The sequence below is a fragment of the Streptomyces sp. R33 genome (genome assembly GCF_041200175.1).
Lineage (GTDB): Bacteria > Actinomycetota > Actinomycetes > Streptomycetales > Streptomycetaceae > Streptomyces > Streptomyces katrae_B.
Map to the genome: position 1 here is coordinate 8,042,927 of NZ_CP165727.1, position 22,858 is coordinate 8,065,784.

Genomic DNA, 22,858 nt, shown 5'->3' on the forward strand with positions numbered 1-22,858 from the left:
GGGCGACATAAAGACGGTATTAAGGTGGCGTGCGCCTGCCAAGGTGCCCTACTTGCTCATCACTCATTGCAAAACGGGATTGAATGTGAAGCTTCGTCATGTCCGAGCAATAGCCGTCTTCGGTATCGCCGTCGTCGCGCTCACGGGAGCCCGCGGTTCCCACGGCGCCAGCTGCGGTGGCGGCCACGGCTCCAGCTCCTCGCACTCCAGCAGCTCGGGCGGCTCCAGCAGCGGTACCACCGGCGGCACCACCGGCACCACCACCACCAGCGGTGGCGGCAGCGACAGCAGCAGCGGCACCTCGTCCGGCACCCCCTCCGTCACGGGCGGTTCGAGCAGCGCCAACAAGGCCGAGCGGGACATCAAGATCGACAAGTGCCGCCTGGACGACTCGGGCAAGAACCTCGTCGCCCGGCTCACCGTCACCAACAGCGGCTCGCTGAGCTACACCTACAACATCACCATGAAGTTCGAAGGCGCGCCCGGGTCGAACGCCGTCGCCGCCACGGCCAGGGTCACCAACCTGACGGTCAAGGCCGGCGGAACCCAGCAGGCCGAGGCCACGACGCCGTACACCGGCAAGGGCAACGGAAGCGAATACAAGGAGTGCGTCGTCTCCAGCGCGACCAAGACCGCCTCCTGACACACCGTTTCCTCCGGCCGGGCAGGTCCCCGTCCCGGCGCGTTCCTCTGCGGGGGTTCCGACGGCAGATCTCGTGGCTACTCAAGCACGGATGAGTAGCTGCGCTCTGCCCGTCTCCGGAGCCGGCCGGGACGATGGGGTCATGCATCGAAGGCCACTGAATCCCGCCCCCGTTCTGCTCCTTTTCCTCGCCTCGGTCGCCGCATGGGCCGCCTGGCTGGGCTGGGACCAGCACCGCGACGTGCACCCCGACGGTTCGGTGACGGGCCCGTACGAGGCATGGCAGGTGATCGGGCTGGTGCTGAGCCTGGCGGCCCCGGTGGCGTGGGCGGCCGTCCGGGGCCACGCGGCGAGCGCCGTCTTCGGCACCACAGCCGGTCTGACCGTCGCCTCGTACTACGACTGGTCGGACGACTCCAGCGGCCTCTTCGCCGTCGGCGTGGTCCTGGTCATGGCGGGCACCCTCGCGGCGACCTCTGCCCTCTCCGTCCTGGTCACCCGTATGACGCGCGACGGCCGCGGCAGAGGGGAATGACGGCGGACCGGCCGGCAGCCGCGGGCGCGGTGGCCCGCTGCGGCGGCACTACTCCCGCACCAAGCTGAAGAGGATCTTCCTCTCCCTGTCAGGGAATGCGCGGTCGGCCCGCTCGAGTGCATCGGGCGGCGTGGCATGCCCCGAGACTAGGGCGCCGGTCGCGTACCGGCACGGCGGGGCGATCCGTCCGGAGGCATCCCCGGCGTTGAGCAGAGCACCCGACTCCCCTCCCGGGCCGGCTCTGCTGACGCAGGTCCGGCGGCGCTTCTATGTGTCACGGCGTTACCTCCAGTAAGTTACCGCCAGGTAACGCCACTGCTGGCCCGACGTACGGGGGAGTAATGAACCGGGGAACCTCTGCTCTGCTGTCCACCGCCATCGTGACGGGCATCGTCGTCGGTACGGCGCCGACGGCGACGGCCGCACCCGGTGCGGTTACCCAGCGGGCGACCGCGGCGCCCGACGCGTTCTACCGTCACGACGGCACCAAACCGCTGTCCGCGTACCAGCCGGGCGACGTCCTGAAGAAGCGCACCCTGAACTACCACGTCTTCGGCATCCCGACGCCGTTGAAGGCGATCCAGCTGCTCTACCGCACGACCGACGCCCAGGGCAGGCCCTCGGCCAACGTGACCACCGTGGTCCGCAGCCAGTACGGTGACGGCAGCAAGGCGGTGTCCTACCAGTCGTTCTACGACTCCCTCAGCCCGGAGGACGGCCCCTCCCGGGCCATCGCCGGGAACGTCTCCCTCGGCGGCGCCATCGCCAACGCCGAACCCCTCATCCTGGCACCGCTGTTGCTCAAGGGCTATGACGTGGTCATCCCGGACACCGAGGGCCAGAACGCCGACTTCGCGGCCGGCCCGGAGTACGGAACGAACACCCTGGACTCGATCCGCGCCGCCGTCCGCACCGAGGAGACGGGTCTGCACGCCGGTACGAAGTTCGGCTTGTTCGGCTACTCCGGCGGGGCCGTCGCCACCAACTGGACGTCGGTCCTGGCCCCCGCGTACGCGCCCGAGGTGAACGAGCAGCTGGTCGGCTTCGCCGAGGGAGGGCTGCTCGTCGCCCCTGCGCACAACCTCAGGTACGTCGACGGCGCACTGGCCTGGAACGGGGTGATCCCGGTGGCCCTCATGGGAGTCTCACGCTCGTACGGCATCGACCTCACCCCCTACCTGAGTGCGAAGGGCCTCGCGGTCGTCAAGGAGCTCGAACACGGCTCGATCCTCGATGCGCTGGGCCACCACCCGGGGATGACGTGGAAGGACATGGTGAAACCGGAGTACAAGGACCCGAGCTCCATTCCGGCCTTCGTCGCAGCGGTCAACAAGATCAATCTGGGTCAGGCCGCCACCCCGACCGTCCCGGGGTTCATCGGGCAGGGGAACGCCGGCTGGCCCGAGGGGACGTTCAACAGGCCGCCGGGCATCGGCACGGGTGACGGCGTGATGGTCGCCGGGGACGTGCGGACGCTGGCCCGGCAGTACTGCGCCACCGGCAACAGCGCGATCAAGTACGAGCAGTACGACCTGCTCAGCCACGTCGGCGCCATGCCGTACTGGGCGCCGCGCGCGATGGCCTGGCTGGACGACCGCTTCGCGGGCAGGGCCGCCCCCACCAGCTGCGGCACGATCCCTGCGGGCAACTCGCTCGAGCCGGAGGAGCCGACCAACACGCCGTCACCGCTCCGGACCGCAGTGCCCGGCCCGCCGCAGGTGACGGGCCGGGTGGAGGTCACTGTTTCCTGAGCCAGGCGAGCAAGGTGGCGAACGCCGGGGACATGGAGGCGTCCGACTGTTCGAGGGTCGTCGCGTGGTCGTCGTCCTCCACCGTGATCGTGTACGTCATCGCGTCCCTGGCACGGTCGGCCCGGTCCGCCGCGGGCGTGGCGACGGCCGCCGCCACGAGCCGGGTCATCTCCGCTGCGGCGTCCTCGGGCAGGGTCGCCGTGTCCAGGACCTTGGGCCGGCGGCGCGTTGCCGCCGCCAGCCCGCCGTACGACTCCAGGGTCACCTTCATCGCGCGCGGCCGGTGGTCACTTGGCCCCCTTCAGCGTGGCGATCTCCTTGGCCAGCCCGGTCACCTTGGCGTTCAGTTCCCCGATCTGCCTGGACAGGGCCGCCAGGCCGTCCTGCCGTCCCAGGCCGCCGTTCCCGTTGACCGGCTGGCTCCGTGCCCGGGCGAGCCCTGCCGGAACCCCGCTGATCTGGATCTCCACTCCCTGCCACGCCGCCAGCACGGCCGACTGTTCGGGGCTTCCGGTGCCGAACAGTTCCCCGGCCTTCCGGAAGGTGGTGTCCGCGAAATCCTGGAAAGTGGCGTCCCTGCCGGAGGCCTTGAGCGATGCGTACCAGATGGCCCCGGCCGCCTCCCATGCGAATCCGCCGATGCCCACGGCAGCCAGGAAGAACGCCTTGTTCGGAATGCCGGAGTTGTAGTGCACCCCGCCGAAGTCCCCTCTGGGGGTGTCGGGCAGGTGGACGAATTTGCTCATGCGGTCGGGCTGGGGGTCTTTTCCGAACTGCGGGTGGTTGTACGCCTGCCCCGGCGCCTTCATCGATCGCAGGGCGTCGCCGCCGACTCCCGGGGTCCACACGTCGGCCCCGATCAGCCAGTCCGCGTCCTCGGCCGCCTGCTTCAGCGACCATTGCTTGACCAGCGACCCGAAGACGTCCGACATCGACTCGTTCAGGGCCCCGGACTGATTGTGGTACTCGAACTCCGAGGTGTTCTCGGTGACCCCGTGCGTCAACTCGTGGGCGATCACGTCCAGCGATCCCGTGAGGTTGCTGAACTCCTTGCCGTCCCCGTCTCCGAAGACCATCTGACGTCCGTCCCAGAACGCGTTGTTGAATTGCACGTCGAAGTGCACGTATCCGTCCAGCCGCATTCCCCGGTCATCGATCGAGTTGCGCTGGAAGACTTCCTTGTAGAAATCGCGCGTCAGGCCGAGTCCGTCGAAGGCCTGGTTGAGGGCCGGGTCCGCGGCCTCCGGACCGTCTTCGGACCTGGCCAGGACGGCGTTGGGGAGGGAAACACCCTCCTCGCAGTCGAAGATGGTGCGCCGGCCGTTGCCGGCGGTGGCGGCCGCGCCGGCGAAGGACGCCCGGACCGCTCGCTCGCCCCGCAGGCGTGCAGTGGTCAGCAGGGTGTCCAAAGCGGCCTGGCGCACCTCACGGTCTTCGCTCTCCATGAGCTTGTCGAGAATGTACGGGGGGATGATGCAGTTGACCGGGCGGGTCCCGCTCATGGGACACCTCCAGGGCGAGAGGACCAACGGTTGACAATTCATCAGTTGATGCCTGGACGTTCTCGGATCGCCGATCGAGTTCTCGGCCGGGGAGGGGGTCGAGGAAACATGAGGGGCCCGCTGATGTGACAGCGGCGGGAGAAGCGTTCGGCGCCAAGCAGCCCGCATTCCAGCGGCGGGGCCACGCTGATATCACCAGTTTCCTGCCGTCCGCGGCGACGGGCAAACGCAACGACAGCCCGGCCGGATGCCGGTGTTCCTCAGGTGGCGGAGCCTGCCGCCGAACCCGTCGCGAGATCCGCGCCCCATCGTGCGATCGCGGCCGGCAGGTCGAGCGGGACCGGGCGCTGGTCGGAGCCTTCGGCGGGCCAGTCCTCGCGCGGGACGCGCCACATCACCTCGAACTCGTTGCCGTCCGGGTCCTTGGCGTAGAAGGACTTGGAGACCAGGTGGTCGCTCGCGCCGACCAGCGCACCGCGTTCGGTGAGCTTGTGTCCGAGTTCCGCCAGCTCGCCGAGGGTGCCGACCTCCCAGGCCAGGTGGTAGAGGCCGACCCGGCCCTGCTCGGGACCGGGCGCGTCGGCGCCGATCGCGAACAGTCCGAGGTCGTGGTCGTTGAGGCTGTCGGGGGCGCTCAGGAAGGCGGCGCGACCGGCGGTCAGGTGGTCGACCTGGAATCCGAAGACATCGGTGTAGAACGCCACGGAGCGCTCGACGTCGCGGATCCAGAGCACGGCGTGGTTCAGACGGCGGACGGACATGTGGCAGCGCTCCCGATGGCTCGAACGGTCTGGCTCGATGTGGTGGCTCCAGCATAACGTTCAAATTCGAACTACATGCGCGCCGGGGCGTCGCGTCCTGGACGGCAAGGCCGCGATCGAGAGGCCGCGCCCCTTGTCCTGTGTCATCGGACCTTGATCATTGCCATGAGGCCCCGGTGATCACCTGGACGGCGGCACCTCCACCGGTGGTCCGGCGGGCTGCGCAGGCTCGTGACTCGTGAGTACTGCACACCCCAACGGTGACAGGCGTGACTTTCGCCGCATCCGCCGGGCGTGACACGGTCGGTTCTGCCGCCGACCGAGGGAGCAGGAGTGAACAAGGGGTACGCCGCCTTCTGCGACGCCGACCGCTGGTTCTACGACGCGCCGTACCGGCGCGCCGGTGAAAGTTACCCGGCCGCGCTCGCCCCCGTCCCGCCGGGATGGCGCTCGCACCGCAGCGGCGACTGGCTCGCACTGCGCCCCGCCGACGCCGAACTGCCGGCGCAGGGCTGGAAGATCCATGTCTCGGCCACGCTCGGCAACGCCGAATCGCTGCTGACGACGGTGTACGAGTACTGCACCGCCCGACGCATCGCCTTCAAGTTCATACCGAGCCGGTACCTGCTGCACCTGCGCAACGCCAAGTACGCCGACCGCGCGGCGAGCGGCAAGTTCATCACCGTGTACCCCGCCGACGAGCAGCAGTGCCGCCGCATCGCGGAGGACCTCGACGCCGCACTGGCCGGGGCGGCCGGCCCGTACATCCTCAGCGATCTGCGCTGGGGCGCCGGCCCGGTCCACCTGCGCTACGGCAGTTTCACCCTGCGGCACTGCTACGACGAGCACGGCGAACTGGTCCCGGCGATCGAGACCCCCGACGGGCGCCTCGTACCGGACCCGCGCGGGCCGGTGTTCCAGCCTCCCGAGTGGCTCGAACTGCCCGGCTTCCTCGAGCCGCACCTCGCGGCGCGCTCCGCGACCACCCTGACCGACCTCCCCTTCACGGTGGAGCGGGCTCTGCACTTCTCCAACGGCGGCGGCGTCTACCTGGGCAAGGACAGCCGCACCGGCGAGTCCGTCGTCCTCAAGGAGGCGCGTCCGTACGCCGGGCTCGCCGCCGACGGCGCCGACGCCGTGACCCGGCTGCACCGTGAACAGGCCGCACTGGAACGGCTGTCGGGCCTGGACTGCGTGCCCGCGGTGCGGGGCACCTTCACGGTCGGTGACCACCACTTCCTGGTACTGCAACACCTCGCCGGGAAACCCCTCAACACCTACTTCGCCCGCCGCCACCCGCTGATCGAGGCGGACCCCGACCCGGAGGAGCTCGCCTCGTACACCGAGTGGGCCCTGACGATCCACCGCCGTGTGACCGAAGCCGTCGAAGCCGTGCACGCCCGCGGCGTGGTCTTCAACGACCTCCACCTCTTCAACATCATGGTGGCCGAGGACGAGAGCGGCGAACCGTCCGTCGCCCTCCTGGACTTCGAAGCCGCCGCGCACGTCGACGAGGGACTGCGGCAGACCGTGGCCAACCCGGCCTTCGTCGCCCCCGCCGAGCGGCGCGGGTTCTCCGTCGACCGCTACGCCCTCGCCTGTCTGCGACTCGCCCTGTTCCTCCCCCTGACCAGCCTGCTCGTCCTGGACCGGGCCAAGGCCGCCCATCTGGCCGCCGTCGCCGCCGCGCAGTTCCCCGTACCGAGGCGGTTCCTCGACGAGGCCGTCGAGGAAATCCTGTCCGGCGCCCCGCAGGGCGCACCGGGCGGCCGCCTGCCCGCACCGCCCGGCCCGTACCTGCCCGTCGAGCCGGGGGACTGGCCGGCCGCCCGTACGTCGATGACCGCGGCGATACGCGCGAGCGCCACCCCGGACCGCGAGGACCGGTTCGTGCCGGGTGACATCGCCCAGTTCGCGAACGCCGGCGGAGGCACCTGCTTCGGCAACGGCATCGCCGGAGTGCTCCACGCCCTCGCCGAGACCGGAGCCGGACCCTGGCCCGAGGCCGAGGAATGGCTGCTGCAGCGGACCGAGGAACCGGATTCCGGCACCCCGCTCGGCTTCTACGACGGCCTCGCCGGCACGGCCTGGACACTGCACCGCCTCGGACACCCGGGCCGCGCACTCGCCCTCGCCGAGCGGTTGCTGCACCAGCCCTGGCAGAGCGCGGGCCCCGACCTGCACGGCGGACTCGCCGGCATCGGCCTGGCCCTGGACGCGCTCGGCACCGCGAGCGGCGAGAGCGAGCTGCACACCGCGGCCCTGCGCTGCGCGGAACTGCTCGCCCCGCCCGAGCAGCGGCCCACCCGCGCCGGCCTGATGTACGGGAACACCGGCCCCGCCCTGCTCTTCCTGCGCCTGTACGAACGCACCGGCGACAAGGAACTGCTGCTCCAGTCCGCCCGGTCGCTCCACCGCGACCTCGACCGCTGCGTCACCAGCGCGTACGGCACCCTCCAGGTGAACGAGGGCTGGCGCACGATGCCGTACCTCGGCGAGGGCAGCGTCGGTATCGGCATGGTCCTCGACGACTGGCTGGAGCACGCTCCCGACGAGCGGTTCGAACAGGCCCGGCGCGAGATCGTACGGGCGGCGCAGGCGACCTTCTACGCCCAGCCCGGGCTGCTGCGCGGCGCCGCCGGGATGATCCTCCACCTGGCCCGGACCACCACGCCCGGCCCGGGCACGGGCCCCGACGACATCGCCCGCCAGATCGACGCACTGGCCCGGCACGCCGTGCCGTACCAGGGACATCTGGCCTTCCCCGGCGAGCAGATGATGCGCCTGTCCATGGACCTCGCCACGGGCACCGCCGGCGCTCTCCTCGCCCTCGGCAGCGCCGCGCCCGGCGGGCGCGCGCACCTGCCGTTCCTCCCGCCGCTGCGACGCACCGCGGCGGCCCCAGAGCCGGCCCCGCCCGGGGCCGTGACCCATCGCACCACCCGACAGAAGAGGAATCTGACATGACGCTTCTCGACCTGCAGTCGATGGAGACCCCCAAGGAAGAGGTCACCGAGGGTGCGCTGCACGGCGGCAGTGGCGGCAGCCGGGCCAGCCTGCTGCTCTGCGGCGACAGCAGCCTGAGCATCACGACCTGTAACTGACATAGGTCACTTCGGGCCCGGGCGGTTCGCCGCCCGGGCCCGCACCACGTACCACGCGACTGGAGGCATCCGCCGATGAGCCCCCCCGACGCGGCGGCCGGCACGGAGGCCCGAACGGCGCAGGCGGCGGCCGTGGCACGCACCGCCGACCGGGCTCTCGTGGCAGCGGCCCGGCACAGCGCCGGGCGCACCGGCGCCGTCCTCGGATGCACGCTGGGCGCCGCCGCCGCGTCGCTCGCCGAACCCGCCGTCCTCGGCCACACCCTCGACCTGCTGCTGCGCCGGGCCCCGGCGGGCCCCGCCTGGACACTGCTGTGCGCCGCGGTCATCGCGGCCGAAGTGGCGCTGGACGCGGCCGCCGCCCGGCTGACCGGCGAGGTCGACGGCCGCTCCACCGCCCGCCTGCGCAGGCTCGCGCTCGCCCGGCTGCTGCGGACGGCCCCGCACCACGCCGCCCGCCACGCACCCGGCGAAACCGCCGCGCGGCTGACCGCACACGCCACCGAGGCCGGGAAGGTCCCGGCCGCCGTCGCGCACGCCGGGGCCGCACTGCTGCCGCCGCTCGGCGCGGTGAGCGCGCTCTTCCTCATCGACGTGTGGACGGCACTTGCCTTCCTCCTCGGCGTTCCGTTCCTGGTGCTCCTGCTGCGGGCCTTCGCCCGCGACACCCGCACCAGCATCGCCCGCTACCAGCAGGTCCAGCTCGAGACCGCCGGCCGGCTGACCGAGGCGCTGGCCGGGGCCCGTACGATCGCCGCCGCCGGCACCGCGGAGCGCGAACGCGCCCGGATCCTAGCCCGGTTGCCCGAGCTGGGCACCGAAGGCAGGCGGATGTGGCAGGTGTACGGCGGCACCACCGCCAGGTCCGCGGCCCTCATGCCGATGCTCCTGTACGCGGTCCTGGCCGTCGGCGGCATCCGCCTGTCGGCCGGGGCCATCGGGGTCGGCGAACTCCTCGCCGCCGTACGGTACGCAGGCCTCGCGGCCGGCATCGGCGCCGTGACCGGCGGACTCGCGGCCGTGGTCCGCGGCCGGTCCGCAGCCCGGCGGACCGCCGCCCTCTTGGCCCTGCCCGTACTCGGCCACGGCCGGGCGGAACTGCCGGCGGGCGGCCCCGGCACCCTGGAACTGCAGGGCGTCCGCGTCGTGCGCGGCGGTGCGACGGTCCTGCACGACATCAGCCTGGTCATCCCCGGAGGCACCACGGTGGCCGTGGTGGGCCGCTCCGGCGCGGGCAAGACGCTGTTCGCAGCCGTGGCCGGCCGGCTCACCGATCCCGACGCGGGCCGCGTTCTGCTGGACGGGGTGTCCCTGCGGGAGGTGACCGCCGAAGCACTGCGCCGCGAAGTCGGGTACGCCTTCGACCGGCCCGTGCTGCTCGGGGACACGGTCGGCGAGGCGATCGCCTTCGGCGCGGGTCCGGACCCCGGCCCGGAAGCGGTGCGTGCCGCGGCCCGTGCCGCGGGAGCCGACCTGTTCGTACGGCGCCTGCCCCACGCATACGGCACGCGCCTCGCCCACGCCCCGATGTCCGGCGGGGAGGTCCAACGCCTGGGGCTGGCACGGGCGTTCTGCCACGCGGGCCGGCTCCTCGTCCTGGACGACGCCACCTCCAGCCTCGACACCGTCACGGCCCGCGAGGTCGAGCGGGCCCTCGCCCGCGAGATCCGGCCCGGCACCCGGATCGTGGTCGCGCACCGCCTCTCGTCCGCCGTCCGCGCCGACCTCGTCGTATGGCTGGAGGACGGGCGGGTACGGGCGACCGGTACCCACGGCGTGCTGTGGCGGCTCGACCCTGCCTACCGGGCGGTGTTCGCCGCCGACACGGAGCGGGACACGGAGGCGGAAGCGGAGCGGGAGGCGGCCCGGTGACCCGGGGCGGGGCCTGGGGCCGGGTGGCCCCCGAGGGCCGGCGGTTCCTGCGCGGCCACAAACGGGCCGCCGGCCGGATGGCCGCATGGTCGCTCCTGGAGTCCGCGCACACCTTCCTCGGCGGCTACGGGGTGGCCCGCGCCCTCGACGACGGCTTCCTCGCCGGCCGCACCGCCACCGGTCTCGGCTGGCTGGCCGCGGCCGGAGCCGGAGCGCTGCTCGGCGGGTTCGCGCTGCGCGGAGTGTTCGCCGGGCTCGCGGACCTCGTGGAGCCGCTGCGGGACGGCCTGGTCCGGCGAGCGGTGCGGCAGGCGCTTGACCGTGCGGTCGCCGACCCGGCGGGCGCTGCGGACACGGGCGCCGTGTCCCGGCTGACCCAGCAGACGGAGATGGCCCGGGACTCCTTCGCAGGGCTGGTCCTGACGGCACGTTCGTTCGTGTTCACCGCCGTGGGCGCCATCGTCGGCATGGCCGCCCTGGCGCCCCTGCTGCTGCTGGTCGTGCTGCCGCCCCTGCTGCTGGGCATGGCCGCCTTCCTGGCCACACTGCGCCCGCTGGCCTCCGTACAACGCAGGTCCCTGGACACCGACGAGGCGCTGGCCGACCGGGTGGGGACGCTGGCCGAGGGCCTGCGCGACATCGTCGCCTCCGGCGGACAGACGGCTGCGCAAACCCGGGTGGAACCCCTGATCGCCACCCAGGAACGGCTGGCACGCACCCTCGCGGGCTGGGCGGCCCTGCGCACCCTGGCCCTCGGCACCGCGGGCCGGCTGCCGGTGATCGCACTCCTCGCCGCGACGCCCTGGCTGCTGGCCCACGGGATCACCGCCGGCACGCTGGCCGGCGGCCTCACGTACCTGGTGCAGGCCCTGCTCCCCGCCCTCAACTCCCTGATGACCGCGATGGGTTCCGCCGGAACCCGGCTGCTCGTGGTCCTCGAACGCTTCAGCGCTCCGGCGCCGCCCGACCCGGCCGGCCACAGCCCCGCGAAGCCGCAGCCGCCCCGGCCGGCCGGCCCGCGGCCCGACGCCGCGGCCGAGCTCCGGGGCGTCACCTTCGCCTACGGCCCCGGCGCGGCTCCCGTGCTCGACGGCCTCGACCTGGCGGTGCGCCCGGGGGAGCACCTCGCGGTGGTCGGACCGAGCGGTATCGGCAAGTCCACGCTCACCGCCCTGCTGGCCGGAATGCTGTCACCCGACGCGGGATCGGTCCTCGTCGCCGGCGAGGCCGCCCGCCGGGGACCGGGGGCCACCGGCCCGGACCCGCGGCGGACCCTGCTGCCGCAGCAGGCCTACGTGTTCACCGGCACCGTACGGGAGAACCTGACCCACCTCGCCGCTGCCCCGGGCACCCCCGGGCCCGGCGACGCCCGGCTGCAGCGCGCCGTCCGTGCCCTCGGGCTGGACGAGCTCGTGGCACGGCTCGGCGGCCTGGACGCCGAGGTGTCCCCCCGGCTGCTGTCCCGGGGCGAGAGCCAGCAGCTCGCACTCGCCGCCGCCTACCTCTCGCCCGCCCCGCTGCTGCTGCTCGACGAGGCCACCTGCCACCTGGACCCGGCTGCCGAGGAGCGTGCCGAACGGGCCCTCGCGGACCGTCCCGGGACCCTCGTCGTCGTGGCCCACCGCGTCTCGTCCGCGGCCCGCGCCGACCGGGTCCTCGTCCTCGACGGGACCCGCGCCGTCTGCGGCACGCATGAAGACCTCCCCGCCAGGTCACCCCTGTACCGCGATCTGGTGGGGAGGTGGAACCAGGCCGCGGACGAGTGACACGGCCGTCGTGCCCGTCCGCGGCGCCCGAGGATCAGACCCAGCCGGCCCGCCGGGATATCCGGATCGCGTCGATGAGGTTGCGCGCCCCGGTCTTGCGGGTCGCCGCGGCCATGTAGTTGCGTACCGTCCCGCTCGCCAGGTGCAGCGTACGGGCGATCTCGGCGATCGAATCGCCCTCCGCGGCCCGGGTCAGCACGCTCAGCTCCCGCGGGCTCAGCGGCACGGGGTCGGCCTCCATGAACGCGGAAGCAAGCGAGGCGTCGATGAACCGTTCCCCCGCGGCGACCTTCCGGACCGCCCGTACGAGCCGCCCCGGTGAGCCGTCCTTGTCGACGTAGCCGCGCGCCTCGGCGCGGAAGGCGCGGTGCAGCTGCCCCGGTGCGTCGGTCGACGCGAGGACCAGGACGGTGGACGGGGAGGCGAGGACCTGGTGGTACGCGCGCCCGCCATCGGCGAGGACGGCCGTCGTCCCCGGACAGTCGAGGTCGACGACCGTCACATCTGGTCGTAAGGACTCGGCTTGGCGTGCCGCGGCCCGCCAGCCCGCCGACGTGACCTCGAAGGAGCCTTCGGATCTCAGGAGGGCGGCCAGTGCCGACCTGACCAGGCTGACGCTGTGCAGGACAAGGACCTTCGTCATCGTGTGCGCTCCTCGGTAGACGTACCAACGGCACCACGGGTGCCCCCATACCGGGCTGATGGAACGTCACTGCGGGGGGCGTGCAGGGGCGCACGGGCAAGTTGGCCGAGATACCCACGGATTCGGCTTCCCTTCGGCGGGTAACCCTCTTGAGGTCACCCTGTGGGCCCCCGGCACACCGGAGGTCCCACCCAGGCCCCGCTCACCCGTAGGCGACCGTCACCTCACGGAAGCCGAGGGTGCGGAGGAGCCCCTCCAGCATCGCCGTGGTGTTCTTCTCGGCGCGCTCCGCGAGACCGCTGTCGCGGGCCGCTTCGTCGATGTGCTGCGCGGCGAGCTTCTGCACGGCCTGCTCACCTGCCGGGTTGTCGGAGAACAGGTCACCGATCCGGTCCAGCAGGCCGCGCTGCTTCGACACCGCGTACGAGCGGTTCGGGTCGAGGGCGGCCGTGCCGAGCACCGCGTGCGGCAGCCGGATCGACGCTTCGGTGCGGTCGCCGTTCACGGTGACGTTCCGCTCGCCCAGCCCGCCCAGGTCGACGTAACCGCTGACCGTGCCGGCCCCCACGTACAGGGTGCGCGTTCCGCGGATGGCGTCCGGCAGAAACGCCGCGTCCTTCTCCAGGTCCACGACCACCTGGAAGTTGCCGACGGCAGCCTCGTAACGGTCCATGTCCTGGATCGACTTGAGCAGAGCCGGGCCGGAGCGGTCCCGCGTCTCCTCGCCGAAGAGGCTGCCGAATCCCGGAACCGGGCCGAAGCGCGCCACGAGCACGATCAGCACCACGACCACCACGAGAACGGCCGTGATCCGCCCCCACCACGGGCGCCGCGAGCCGCCCGGACGATCAGAAGAGGTTTCCATACTCCGCGAGTACCCCGTGGACGCCGAGCCAGCCCGCGAAGCCGGCCACCGCTAAGGCAGGCGCCCCGCACGAAGGGAAGCCGAGTGTGCGCGAACCTGTTCGGGCGTCAGGTACGCGTCGGTGTGCTCGAACTCCCGCAGCGCCGGTGGCCTCCACGCCTGGAAGCCCGTCCGTACGAAGTCGTCGCCCGCGACCGCGTTGAGGAGCCAGTTCGTCAGCACCCTCGTCCTGGCCACATGGGTGCGCAGCGCCGCCCAGTGGTACCCGCGGGCCACCGCCTGCGCGGGCATTCCGCGCAGCTCGATGCCGAGCGGCCTGGAGACTCCGTCGCGTCCGCCCAGGTCGACCACCAGCCCGAGGTCCTCGTGCCGGTAGGGCCGCAGCGGCCGGTTGCGTAGGGTCGCGATGAGGTTGTCGGCGGCCCTGCGCCCCTGCCGCTGAGCGTGCTGGGCAGTGGGCGGGCAGACGGCCCCGTCCCGGCCTGCGGCGAGGTCGGGGACCGCGGCCGCGTCGCCGAGCGCGAGGACTCCGGGACGGCCGGGTACCGTCAGGTCGGGGGAGACCACGAGCCGTCCGTGATCGGTGTCGGCCTCCAAGGTGGCGATGAGCGGGCTGGCGGCCACCCCGGCGGTCCAGATCAGGGTGCGGGTGCGCAGGACACGCCCGTCGGTGAGCGTCACCTCGTCCGGCCCGGCCTTGGCGACGGACACGCCGAGCGACACCTCGATGCCGCGCCTCCTCAGCACGTCGAGCGCCGATGCGCCGAGGGCTTCGCCGAGTTCGGGCATCAGCGTCGGCGCGATGTCCACGAGGTGCCAGCGGATCTGCCGCGGGTCCAGGCGCGGGTAGCGCCGGACCGCGTGGTGGGTGAGCCGCTGCAGGCAGGCCGCCGTCTCGGTGCCGGCGTAGCCGCCGCCCACGACGACGAAGCGGAGCCGGGACGCCCGCTCCGCCTCATCCTCGCAGGCATCGGCGAGATCGAGCTGCGCGATGACGTGATCGCGCAGGTGGGCGGCCTCCGCGAGGGTCTTCATACCGCGGGCGTGCTCGGCGAGCCCGGGGATGTCGAAGGAGCGGGTGACGCTGCCGGGGGCCAGGACCAGGTGGTCGTAGGCCAGCGGGGTCAGCTCGCCGGAGATCTTCCGTACGACGCACACCTTCGCCCGGGTGTCCACGCCGACGGCGCCGCCGGGAACGATGCGGGTACGGTGCCGGCGGCTGCGGCGCAGGGACACGGCGATCGACTGCGGTGTCAGCACCCCGGCGGCCACCTGCGGCAGCAGCGGCAGGTACAGCTGGAAGGAGGACGGGGTGACGAGGGTGATCTCCGCTTCGGCGGGGGAGAGGCGCCGCTCGAGGCGGCGTACGCACTCCACACCGGCGAAGCCGGCACCCACCACCAGGATCCTCGGACGTGCCACGGCTGCCACGGATGTCATGGTGTTGTTCCCTTCCCGGGCCTGCTGGGTCCACTGACTCCTTGCGCGTCTGCCCCGGAGGCGTGAGTCCTACCGGTGGCGGGCCAGGGTGCGGACGAGGACCAGGAGCGCGAAGGCGATGACGATCAGGTGGAACCAGGCGGGGCCGGGCGCCGGGGTCAGGGCCAGGGAAGCGAGCGCATTCGGTGTCATACCGCGCGGGTGCCCCGGTCTCCCGGAATGACACTCCGTACGGGAACACGGGGCCGGCGGCCCGCCGGGTCACCGGCTGCTGGGCCTGCCCGAGGTCAGCCGCGATGCCTCGATCTCGGCCCAGACGGCCTTGCCGTTGTCATGGACGTGGGTGCCCCAGCGATCGGAGAGGCGCTCCACTATGTGGAGGCCGTGGCCGCCGGGGAGTCCGCGCTGCGGGGAGGGGTGGCGGTGGGGCAGTGTCGTCGTGCCGTCGAAGACCTCGATGCGCAGGACCTCGCCGGCCGAGACCACGAGTTCGATGCAACCACCCGCGTGCAGTGAGGCGTTGGTGAGCAGCTCGGAGACGAGGAGCAGGGCGTCCTCGGCGGTCGCGTTGCCGTCCCAGCCCCAGTCCTGCAGGGCCCGGCGTGTGAAGTCGCGGCCCTTGGCCACGTGGCCGCGGACGCCCGAGAGGGCGAGCCGACGGCGCTGTGCCACGGCGGAAGGCCCGGCGTGCAGTGGATCGCCGGTTCCCGGTCCGATGGTTTCCACTGCGGTACCTCACCCCCACCGTTGACACTGGTCTCTCTGCTCGTCGGGACCCTCGTGGTTCCGATCGGCCCCCCGCCCGGTCCCGCTGTCGCGAACCTCGCTCATGTCCCCGTGGAGGGGGACACTCGAGCATGGCCGTGACAGTTTAGGGGAACCGCCGGTCTCAGGCACATGTCATGTGCATCCTCAGAGTGAGGCCGGTGTCCGAGGCGCGGATCTCGACCAGGTCGCACAGCTGATGGATCATCCACAGGCCGCGGCCCCCGTTGGCCGATGCCAGGGAGGGGCGGCGGCGCCCCGCCAGCGGGTCGGCCAGATGACCGCCATCGCGGATCTCGGCCACCACCCCGGTTCCGTCGGTGCTCCACAGCCGCAGCGATCCGCTCCCTCCGCCGTGGGCGAGGGAGTTCGCGGCGGCCTCGCTGACCGCGATGATGAGATCGCCGCGCCGGGCCGTGCTCAGGGCCGTGCCGCGGGCCCATGCCCCCGTGTAGGCGCGCACCTCGCCCAACTCACCGTGGGTGTACCCGAACCGGGGCACACCCCCGTCCGGTTCGGGCAGCGGGCGATCGCAGTCGGCCCAGACCACCGAGGGGTCGGCGTACTCCGCGCTGGGCAGGTTCTTGTCCTCCACGATGACGGTGGGGTGGGTACGCCGGGCGTCGGACACCACTGCGGCCGGCAGGCCCGGTACGTCGTACGGGCACAGGATGGTGGCCCCTCGTCCTGCGAAGGCGGTGTTGATGAGGGCCTCGTGGCGCGTGGCCTCCAGTACCTCCGCCTGCGTGCGTCCGGGCCAGATCGGCTCGCCGACGATCCGGGCCGGCCGGCCCGCGTGCCGGTCGGCGAATTCCTGCAGGGCGGCCAGGATGCGGCCGGGGTTGCGGCCCAGCTGCGTCATGTCCGTCCAGGTGACCTCGGCCGCATCGACGCCGAGGCCGTCGCGCAGAGACTCCAGGCGAGGGGCGGGCACGGCCACGAGCACCGGCTCATCGGCCGCGAGGGCGGCCCGTACGAACCCGCCCACTCCCGCCAGGTACTCCGCCTGGCCCCGGTAGAACAAGGCGGGGTGGACGAAGCCCCCGGGGGCGGACGCAGATACGTTCATCATGCGGCGACCTCCAGCGCGGCACATTCGTCCGGGAACATCTCCACTACCTTGCGGAGCGAGTACGGCGGGTGGTGGAGCAGCAGACGACGGCCCTGTCCCCTTACGGTGGCGTTCGCCCGTACCAGGGCGGCGACGGCGGCGGCGTCGAGGAAGGCAACGCCGGAGAGGTCGAGATGGACGACCGGGCCGGGGATCCGGGTGACGACGCCGAGCGCCGCAGCCAGGATCGGCCGGGTGCCGAGGTCGCAGCTGCCGTGCAACAGGGCGCCGGGACGATCACGCAGCGGCTGGGCGGTGAGCGGCCGCGGCGCACCGGTCCCGTCGTTGCCGGCACCCGCGCACCGCACGACGGCGTCCGCCCACATCGCGTCTTCGTAGAGCGCCTGTGCGCCGACGGGCGGGAGGGGGCCGTCGTGTCGGTGGGCCGGTGCCATGTCCGTTGCCTAGACCGAGAGCATTCCGGCGCGCAGCCGGGTCAGGGTCCGCGACAGCAGGCGCGAGACCTGCATCTGGGAGATGCCGAGTTCGGCGCCGATCTCGGCCTGGGTCTTTTCCTGGCCGAAGCGCAGCCGGAGGATCAGCCGGTCGCGTTCGTCCAGCTGCTCCAGCAGGGGGGCCAGGGTGTGGAACTCCTCGAAGAGTTCCATGGCGGGGTCGAGGTCGCCGAGCCGCTCCGCCAGCGGCCGTGTCGTCCGGCTCGAGGAGGTCGCGGGCTCGTCACTGTCGGCGCCGGCGGTGTCCAGGGAGCCGCTCGTGTAGCCGTTGGCGGCGACCAGCCCGTCGATGACCTGTTCCTCGGTCAGTTCGAGGTGCCGGGCGACTTCCCTGACCGTCGGGGCCCGTCCCAGGACGTCGGTCAGGGTCTCCTGCGCTTTGGCGAGCTCGGAACGCAGTTCCTGCAGACGGCGCGGGACGTGCACGGCCCAGGTGGTGTCGCGGAAGTAGCGTTTGATCTCACCGGTGATGTAGGGGAGGGCGAGCGTGGAGAACTCGACCTCGCGCTCGGGTTCGTAGCGGTCGATGGCCTTGATGAGACCGATGATGCCGACCTGGATGATGTCGTCGATGTCCAGGCCTCCGCCGTGGGCGCGGGCGCGGAAGCGCCGTGCGGCGAACTGCACGAGGGAGAGGTTCATCTCGATCAGGGTGTTGCGGGCGTACTGGTACTCGCGCGTGCCCTCTTCGAGGTCGCGGAGCCTGGCGAAGAACAGCTTCGAGAGCTCACGCGCGTCGGCAGGTGACGTCTCCCGCGGATTCTTCACCTCGGGCAGTGTCACGCCCTGCGGTGGGGCTCCCGTGGTCCCGTCGGCGGGTACAGAGGGCGTGATCTGCACGTCTGTTGCACGAATGGGACTTACCGCGGTGGCCGAGCGAGACATGGTGGCCGTTCCCTCCCGATTGACTGACGGCTGCCTGGGCGCTCATGCCCCGGATACTCGTTCTCACACGGCTCGCGCGAGATCATTTTTATCGGACGCCCGCCGGGGTGGCCGTGTCGGCTGCCGGGTACGGAGTGCTCGGTCCCGGCGCTTCCGAACGGCCGAGGGGAAGGCATACTCCCTTGCGGAGGCCGTACAGGTGACGATCCGGGGAGGCGGACATGACCGGAGCAGGGGACACGCACCACGAAGGCGTGGTCGGGGACGGCTACCCGGCCGGGGCCGGGTGGGTGGTGGCCGCGCACGGGGAGCTCGACCAGGACACGCTGGCCCCTCTCGAGGAGGCGCTCCGCTCGGCCGCGGACGAGCACCGGGTGGTGGTGCTGGACGCCGGCTCCGTCACCTTCGGCGACTCGTCGTTCCTGAACCTGCTGCTGCGGGTGCACCATCTGACCGCCCTGCGGATCGCCGCCCCCGGAGAGCAGCTCCGCCGGCTCTTCGCCCTGACGGGCGCCGATACGGTCCTGTCCCTGTACCCGAGCGTCGAAGACGCGGTCGGCGGGTCATGACCGCAGTGGCCCGCCCCGGTCGGCCGGCGGGCCGGTGTGGGGGTCGGCCCCGCAGTGGGGGCGGAAACAGGCCGTGATCGCCTTGCCGCCGTGGCACGCGTGAATGTCCCACGAGTCCGCCAGGGTGGTGACGATCCCCAGCCCCCGGCCGGAGGTGGCGCCGGCATCGGCCTCCGCATCGGCCGGCCGCGCGCCGGGCAGCCGCGGATCGGAGTCGGCGACGCTGACATGGAGGCACCGGCCGTCCCACGTCAGCACGAGATGGGCGGTGCCGGCGGCGTGCAGGTGGGCGTTGGTGACGAGTTCGGAGACGCTGAGGAGTACGGAGTGCACCGTGTCCGCGGCCGAATCGTCCCAGGGCAGCGACGCCAGGTGCCCGGCGGTCCACTGCCGCGCCGCCCATACGCCCCTCGATACCGGAAACGAGCGTGCCCAGCCCACGACCTTGACCGACAACGCCCTCACCCCTTTTCGTCGTTTGTGTCCTTCGTCACCGATTCGTCTACCCTCTGACCGCCCCCGCATCCGCGGCTTCCGCGTCAGTGTGCGGAAGCGCTGCTTCAGAGTGATCCGTCGTGCCATAGGGTCCTTCCGGTCGGCGTTAACCTTCGTCGACCGGTCGTTTGGCGAAGGGTTTGACGGATGGCTGAGCGGACGAGCCCGCAGTCACTGAGCAGTTCGCCGGCGCCCGCGGGCGGGGCAGGGATCGGCGAACCGGAGCTGCGCCGGCTGCTGGCCGGCCTGACGGCCGTACGGGACGGGGATTTCCGTACCCGGCTGCCCGATACGTCGGACGGGCTGCTCGGTGAGATCGCCACGGTCTTCAACGGGATGGCCGACCAGCTGTCACTGGTCACCTCGGAAGTGACGCGCGTGGCCCGCGAAGTGGGAACCGAGGGCACCCTGGGCGGCCAGGCCGACGTACCCGGAGTCGGCGGTGCCTGGCTGGACCTCACCGATTCGGTCAACTTCATGGCCGGAAACCTCACCGATCAGGTGCGCTCCATCGCCCAAGTCGCGACGGCCGTGGCCGAGGGCGACCTTTCGCAGAAGATCACCGTCACCGCGCGCGGGGAGATCCTGGAGCTGAAGGAGACCATCAACACGATGGTCGACCAGCTCTCCGCCTTCGCCGGGGAGGTCACGCGGGTGGCCCGCGAGGTGGGCACCGAGGGCCGGCTCGGCGGTCAGGCGGACGTCAAGGGCGTCTCCGGTACGTGGAAGGACCTCACGGAATCGGTCAACGTCATGGCCGACAACCTGACCGCACAGGTCCGTTCGATCGCCCAGGTCACCACCGCGGTGGCCCAGGGTGACCTGACCCAGAAGATCCGGGTGGACGCGCGCGGGGAGATCCTGGAGCTGAAGGAGACCATCAACACGATGGTCGACCAGCTCTCCGCCTTCGCCGCCGAGGTCACGCGCGTGGCCCGCGAGGTCGGCAGCGAGGGCCGGCTCGGTGGCCAGGCCGAGGTGGAAGGCGTCTCCGGAACCTGGAAGCGACTGACCCAGAACGTCAACGAACTGGCCGGGAACCTCACCCGCCAGGTCCGGGCCATCGCCGAGGTCGCCAGCGCGGTCGCCGAGGGCGACCTGACCCGCTCGATCACGGTCGAGGCCTCCGGCGAAGTCGCCGAACTCAAGGACAACATCAACTCGATGGTCGGTTCGCTGCGCGAGACCACCCGGGCCAACCAGGAACAGGACTGGCTCAAGTCCAACCTGGCCCGAATCTCCGGCCTGATGCAGGGCCACCGTGACCTTTCCGTCGTCGCCGCACTCGTCATGGACGAGCTGACACCGCTGGTCGCCGCCCAGTACGGCGCCTTCTACCTCGCCGAGGACCGCCCCGACGGCACCGTGCTCACCCTGGTCGGGTCCTACGGCCGCCCCGCCGGCACCGGTGAGGGCACCGCCTTCGCCCTCGGCGAGTCCTTGGTCGGACAGGCCGCGCGCAGTCACCGCATCATCGCCACGGACCAGGTCCCCGGCGACTACGTCATCTCCTCGGGGCTGGGCCGCACCACCCCGGGCAGCCTGATCATCCTGCCGATCGTGGTGGACGACCAGGTCCTCGGTGTGATCGAGCTCGCCTCCTTCACCGCCTTCACCCCCGTACACCGGGACTTCCTCGGCCAGTTGCTGGAGACCATCGGCGTCAACGTCAACACGATCGTCGCCAACGCCCGCACCGACGAGCTCCTCGGCGAGTCCCAGCGGCTGACCGGCGAACTGCAGGCACGCTCGGCGGAACTCCAGGTACAGCAGGAGGAACTCCAGCGCTCCAACGCGGAGCTGGAGGAGAAGGCGGCCCTCCTCGCCAGCCAGAACCGCGACATCGAAGCCAAGAACCTGGAGATCGAACAGGCGCGGCAGGAACTGGAGGACAGGGCACAGCAGTTGTCGCTGGCCTCGAAGTACAAGTCCGAGTTCCTCGCCAACATGAGCCACGAGCTGCGCACACCGCTCAACAGCCTCCTGATCCTCGCCCAGCTGCTCGCCCAGAACCCCACCCGCAACCTCAGCCCGAAGCAGGTCGAGTACGCGGGCGTCATCCACTCGGCGGGGTCCGACCTGCTCCAGCTGATCAACGACATCCTCGACCTGTCGAAGGTCGAGGCCGGAAAGATGGACATCAACCCCGAGGCGGTGTCCCTGCCGCAGCTGCTGGAGTACGTCGACGCCACCTTCCGGCCGATGACCACGCAAAAGAGCCTCGACTTCACCGTCACCACCGCCCCCGACGCCCCGGATGCCCTGCACACCGACGACTCACGGCTGCGGCAGGTCCTGCGCAACCTGCTGTCCAACGCCGTCAAGTTCACCGAGCGCGGGGGCGTCGAGCTCCGGATCGAGCCGGCCACGGCGCCCGAGGTCCCCGCCGGGCTGATCAACCGCGGGCCCGTGGTGGCCTTCCGGGTACGGGACACGGGCATCGGCATCCCCGAGCAGCAGCTGGCGTCCGTCTTCGGTGCCTTCCAGCAGGCCGACGGCACCACCAGCCGCAAGTACGGCGGCACCGGCCTCGGCCTCTCCATCAGCCGCGAGATCGCCCAGCTCCTCGGTGGTGCCGTCACCGCGGAGAGCACACCGGGACAGGGCAGCACCTTCACCCTCTACCTGCCGGTCAGGGGGCCGGAGTACGAGAAGGACCCGCTCCCCGAGGTGCCGGCGCCCGCCTCACACGCCGCGGCCGGAGCCGCCGAAGCGGGTCAGGCCGGTACGCCGGCCGTTCCCGCGCAGCGGCAGGCCCGCCGCCTGCTGGTGATCGAGGAACGCCAGGGCGGCCTGCTCACCCTCGTCGCCGAGAGCGCCGACCGGGACTTCTCCCCCCGCCACCGGCCGGCCGGGGACCTCGCGGCCATCCAGGTCGTCGGCGTCACGAGCTCGCGGGAAGCCGCCGCCGCCCTCGCATCGGATTCCTTCCACTGCGTCGTCCTCGAACTCGACATGCCCGGCGGCGAGGCCCTGCGCTTCCTCGACGCCCTCGACGGAGACCCGGCGCTCTCGTCCCTCCCCGTCCTCGCGCACAACAACCCCCGTCTGAACACGGGCCAGGAGACGGCGTTGCGGGAAGGAGCCGCCTCGCGCCGCCTGGAGCTGCTGTCCAGTCTGGACGAGCTCCGCGAACGCATCGTGCTGCACCTGTCGGCGGACCAGCCGGGGGACGTACTGCCCTTCGTCCAGGCGGGCGCGGAGCGACCGCAGAGCCCCGCCCACGTGCTCGACGACGGCCTGGCCGGACGCACCGTGCTCGTCGTCGACGACGACGCGCGCAACCTGTACGCCCTCAGCGGCGTGCTCGAACTGCACGGTGTCCGCGTGCTCCACGCGGAAGACGGGCGCAAGGGCATTGAAACGCTCACCCGCAACGAGGGCGTCGACCTCATCCTGATGGATGTGATGATGCCGGAATTGGACGGGTACGCGGCGACCGCCGAGATCCGGCGGATGCCGGCCTACGCCGGCCTTCCCATCATCGCGGTCACCGCCAAGGCGATGCCCGGTGACCGGGAGAAGAGCCTCGCCGCGGGGGCCAGCGACTACGTCACCAAGCCGGTCGACGCCGACGACCTCATCGCCCGCGTCCGGCACTGGCTCACGAGATGACCGCCCCGCCCACCCCGTCCGCCCGCGCAGCCACCCCACGGTCCGGCCGCCGGAACCGGGACCGTCCCAGCAAGGAGCCGG

21 protein-coding genes are annotated in these 22,858 nt (G+C 71.9%); 9 read left to right on the forward strand and 12 right to left on the reverse strand.

What is annotated here, in order from left to right; all coding sequences use genetic code 11:
- The first annotated feature begins 85 nt into the window (after nucleotides 1-85).
- From AB5J51_RS36890 to AB5J51_RS36900, 3 genes are all read left to right on the forward strand, one after another.
- Nucleotides 86-643, forward strand: coding sequence for a hypothetical protein (locus tag AB5J51_RS36890; protein ID WP_369779728.1), 558 nt, complete (start codon nucleotides 86-88; stop codon nucleotides 641-643).
- A 142-nt stretch (nucleotides 644-785) separates the two neighbouring features.
- Nucleotides 786-1,178, forward strand: a complete 393-nt coding sequence (locus tag AB5J51_RS36895; protein ID WP_369779729.1) for a hypothetical protein — start codon at nucleotides 786-788, stop codon at nucleotides 1,176-1,178.
- Nucleotides 1,179-1,519: 341 nt separating this feature from the next.
- Nucleotides 1,520-2,929: a lipase family protein gene (locus AB5J51_RS36900; RefSeq protein WP_369779730.1), complete on the forward strand. Its 1,410-nt coding sequence runs from the start codon at nucleotides 1,520-1,522 to the stop codon at nucleotides 2,927-2,929.
- Here AB5J51_RS36900 and AB5J51_RS36905 read toward each other — a convergent pair.
- The 3 genes from AB5J51_RS36905 to AB5J51_RS36915 form a co-directional block, all read right to left on the reverse strand.
- Entirely contained in the window at nucleotides 2,916-3,200 is a 285-nt protein-coding gene (locus AB5J51_RS36905; protein WP_053787314.1) for a protealysin inhibitor emfourin, read from the reverse strand. The genes AB5J51_RS36900 and AB5J51_RS36905 overlap by 14 nt on opposite strands.
- Nucleotides 3,201-3,216: 16 nt before the next feature.
- Nucleotides 3,217-4,431: a M4 family metallopeptidase gene (locus tag AB5J51_RS36910; protein ID WP_053787313.1), complete on the reverse strand. Its 1,215-nt coding sequence runs from the start codon at nucleotides 4,429-4,431 to the stop codon at nucleotides 3,217-3,219.
- A gap of 260 nt (nucleotides 4,432-4,691) precedes the next feature.
- On the reverse strand, nucleotides 4,692-5,192 hold the full coding sequence (locus tag AB5J51_RS36915) for a VOC family protein (protein WP_053787312.1): 501 nt from the start codon (nucleotides 5,190-5,192) through the stop codon (nucleotides 4,692-4,694).
- A 333-nt stretch (nucleotides 5,193-5,525) separates the two neighbouring features.
- Between AB5J51_RS36915 and lanKC the strand changes: the two genes are divergently transcribed.
- The 4 genes from lanKC (at nucleotide 5,526) to AB5J51_RS36935 (ending at nucleotide 11,934) form a co-directional block, all read left to right on the forward strand.
- Nucleotides 5,526-8,159, forward strand: a complete 2,634-nt coding sequence (gene lanKC, locus AB5J51_RS36920; RefSeq protein WP_369779731.1) for a class III lanthionine synthetase LanKC — start codon at nucleotides 5,526-5,528, stop codon at nucleotides 8,157-8,159.
- Complete coding sequence (locus AB5J51_RS36925; protein ID WP_053787310.1) at nucleotides 8,156-8,296, forward strand: SapB/AmfS family lanthipeptide; 141 nt, start codon at nucleotides 8,156-8,158, stop codon at nucleotides 8,294-8,296. Before lanKC ends, AB5J51_RS36925 begins: the two co-directional genes overlap by 4 nt.
- A 75-nt stretch (nucleotides 8,297-8,371) precedes the next feature.
- On the forward strand, nucleotides 8,372-10,168 hold the full coding sequence (locus AB5J51_RS36930) for an ATP-binding cassette domain-containing protein (protein WP_369779732.1): 1,797 nt from the start codon (nucleotides 8,372-8,374) through the stop codon (nucleotides 10,166-10,168).
- Nucleotides 10,165-11,934: an ATP-binding cassette domain-containing protein gene (locus tag AB5J51_RS36935; protein ID WP_369779733.1), complete on the forward strand. Its 1,770-nt coding sequence runs from the start codon at nucleotides 10,165-10,167 to the stop codon at nucleotides 11,932-11,934. Before AB5J51_RS36930 ends, AB5J51_RS36935 begins: the two co-directional genes overlap by 4 nt.
- A 34-nt stretch (nucleotides 11,935-11,968) precedes the next feature.
- Here AB5J51_RS36935 and AB5J51_RS36940 read toward each other — a convergent pair whose 3' ends face one another.
- The 8 genes from AB5J51_RS36940 to AB5J51_RS36975 form a co-directional block, all read right to left on the reverse strand.
- Nucleotides 11,969-12,577 (reverse strand): response regulator transcription factor, encoded by a 609-nt coding sequence (locus AB5J51_RS36940; protein ID WP_053787307.1) that lies wholly within the window; start codon nucleotides 12,575-12,577, stop codon nucleotides 11,969-11,971.
- 202 nt (nucleotides 12,578-12,779) lie between these two features.
- Nucleotides 12,780-13,442 (reverse strand): DUF4230 domain-containing protein, encoded by a 663-nt coding sequence (locus tag AB5J51_RS36945; protein ID WP_136223659.1) that lies wholly within the window; start codon nucleotides 13,440-13,442, stop codon nucleotides 12,780-12,782.
- Nucleotides 13,443-13,493: 51 nt separating this feature from the next.
- Nucleotides 13,494-14,864, reverse strand: coding sequence for an NAD(P)/FAD-dependent oxidoreductase (locus tag AB5J51_RS36950; protein ID WP_136223733.1), 1,371 nt, complete (start codon nucleotides 14,862-14,864; stop codon nucleotides 13,494-13,496).
- Nucleotides 14,865-14,951: 87 nt separating this feature from the next.
- On the reverse strand, nucleotides 14,952-15,074 hold the full coding sequence (locus tag AB5J51_RS36955; RefSeq protein ID WP_369779734.1) for a hypothetical protein: 123 nt from the start codon (nucleotides 15,072-15,074) through the stop codon (nucleotides 14,952-14,954).
- A 69-nt stretch (nucleotides 15,075-15,143) separates the two neighbouring features.
- Nucleotides 15,144-15,554 (reverse strand): ATP-binding protein, encoded by a 411-nt coding sequence (locus tag AB5J51_RS36960; RefSeq protein ID WP_243879178.1) that lies wholly within the window; start codon nucleotides 15,552-15,554, stop codon nucleotides 15,144-15,146.
- A gap of 217 nt (nucleotides 15,555-15,771) precedes the next feature.
- Complete coding sequence (locus tag AB5J51_RS36965) at nucleotides 15,772-16,719, reverse strand: anti-sigma factor RsbA family regulatory protein (RefSeq protein ID WP_369779735.1); 948 nt, start codon at nucleotides 16,717-16,719, stop codon at nucleotides 15,772-15,774.
- The gene (locus tag AB5J51_RS36970; RefSeq protein ID WP_053785510.1) at nucleotides 16,716-17,153 is read right to left on the reverse strand and encodes an STAS domain-containing protein; all 438 of its coding nucleotides are present in this window, start codon (nucleotides 17,151-17,153) and stop codon (nucleotides 16,716-16,718) included. The genes AB5J51_RS36965 and AB5J51_RS36970 overlap by 4 nt, the downstream gene beginning before the upstream one ends.
- A gap of 9 nt (nucleotides 17,154-17,162) precedes the next feature.
- Nucleotides 17,163-18,098, reverse strand: coding sequence for a SigB/SigF/SigG family RNA polymerase sigma factor (locus tag AB5J51_RS36975; RefSeq protein ID WP_369779736.1), 936 nt, complete (start codon nucleotides 18,096-18,098; stop codon nucleotides 17,163-17,165).
- Nucleotides 18,099-18,319: 221 nt separating this feature from the next.
- Here AB5J51_RS36975 and AB5J51_RS36980 point away from each other — a divergent pair, with 221 nt between their 5' ends.
- The gene (locus tag AB5J51_RS36980) at nucleotides 18,320-18,667 is read left to right on the forward strand and encodes an STAS domain-containing protein (protein WP_369779737.1); all 348 of its coding nucleotides are present in this window, start codon (nucleotides 18,320-18,322) and stop codon (nucleotides 18,665-18,667) included.
- Here AB5J51_RS36980 and AB5J51_RS36985 read toward each other — a convergent pair.
- Nucleotides 18,662-19,123, reverse strand: a complete 462-nt coding sequence (locus tag AB5J51_RS36985; RefSeq protein WP_053786694.1) for an ATP-binding protein — start codon at nucleotides 19,121-19,123, stop codon at nucleotides 18,662-18,664. The two genes, AB5J51_RS36980 and AB5J51_RS36985, sit on opposite strands and share 6 nt — an antisense overlap.
- A 186-nt stretch (nucleotides 19,124-19,309) precedes the next feature.
- Here AB5J51_RS36985 and AB5J51_RS36990 point away from each other — a divergent pair, with 186 nt between their 5' ends.
- Nucleotides 19,310-22,777, forward strand: coding sequence for a HAMP domain-containing protein (locus AB5J51_RS36990; RefSeq protein ID WP_369779738.1), 3,468 nt, complete (start codon nucleotides 19,310-19,312; stop codon nucleotides 22,775-22,777).
- Nucleotides 22,778-22,858 lie beyond the last annotated feature (81 nt).

Excerpts from the sequence above, each read along its gene's own strand:
- AB5J51_RS36895 (WP_369779729.1), top strand. The coding sequence starts at position 786 with ATGCATCGAAGGCCACTGAATCCCGCCCCCGTTCTGCTCCTTTTCCTC.
- AB5J51_RS36900 (WP_369779730.1), top strand. The coding sequence starts at position 1,520 with ATGAACCGGGGAACCTCTGCTCTGCTGTCCACCGCCATCGTGACGGGC.
- AB5J51_RS36905 (WP_053787314.1), bottom strand. The coding sequence starts at position 3,200 with ATGAAGGTGACCCTGGAGTCGTACGGCGGGCTGGCGGCGGCAACGCGC.
- AB5J51_RS36910 (WP_053787313.1), bottom strand. The coding sequence starts at position 4,431 with ATGAGCGGGACCCGCCCGGTCAACTGCATCATCCCCCCGTACATTCTC.
- AB5J51_RS36915 (WP_053787312.1), bottom strand. The coding sequence starts at position 5,192 with ATGTCCGTCCGCCGTCTGAACCACGCCGTGCTCTGGATCCGCGACGTC.
- AB5J51_RS36925 (WP_053787310.1), top strand. The coding sequence starts at position 8,156 with ATGACGCTTCTCGACCTGCAGTCGATGGAGACCCCCAAGGAAGAGGTC.
- AB5J51_RS36930 (WP_369779732.1), top strand. The coding sequence starts at position 8,372 with ATGAGCCCCCCCGACGCGGCGGCCGGCACGGAGGCCCGAACGGCGCAG.
- AB5J51_RS36940 (WP_053787307.1), bottom strand. The coding sequence starts at position 12,577 with ATGACGAAGGTCCTTGTCCTGCACAGCGTCAGCCTGGTCAGGTCGGCA.
- AB5J51_RS36945 (WP_136223659.1), bottom strand. The coding sequence starts at position 13,442 with ATGGAAACCTCTTCTGATCGTCCGGGCGGCTCGCGGCGCCCGTGGTGG.
- AB5J51_RS36955 (WP_369779734.1), bottom strand. The coding sequence starts at position 15,074 with ATGACACCGAATGCGCTCGCTTCCCTGGCCCTGACCCCGGCGCCCGGC.
- AB5J51_RS36965 (WP_369779735.1), bottom strand. The coding sequence starts at position 16,719 with ATGATGAACGTATCTGCGTCCGCCCCCGGGGGCTTCGTCCACCCCGCC.
- AB5J51_RS36970 (WP_053785510.1), bottom strand. The coding sequence starts at position 17,153 with ATGGCACCGGCCCACCGACACGACGGCCCCCTCCCGCCCGTCGGCGCA.
- AB5J51_RS36975 (WP_369779736.1), bottom strand. The coding sequence starts at position 18,098 with ATGTCTCGCTCGGCCACCGCGGTAAGTCCCATTCGTGCAACAGACGTG.
- AB5J51_RS36980 (WP_369779737.1), top strand. The coding sequence starts at position 18,320 with ATGACCGGAGCAGGGGACACGCACCACGAAGGCGTGGTCGGGGACGGC.
- AB5J51_RS36990 (WP_369779738.1), top strand. The coding sequence starts at position 19,310 with ATGGCTGAGCGGACGAGCCCGCAGTCACTGAGCAGTTCGCCGGCGCCC.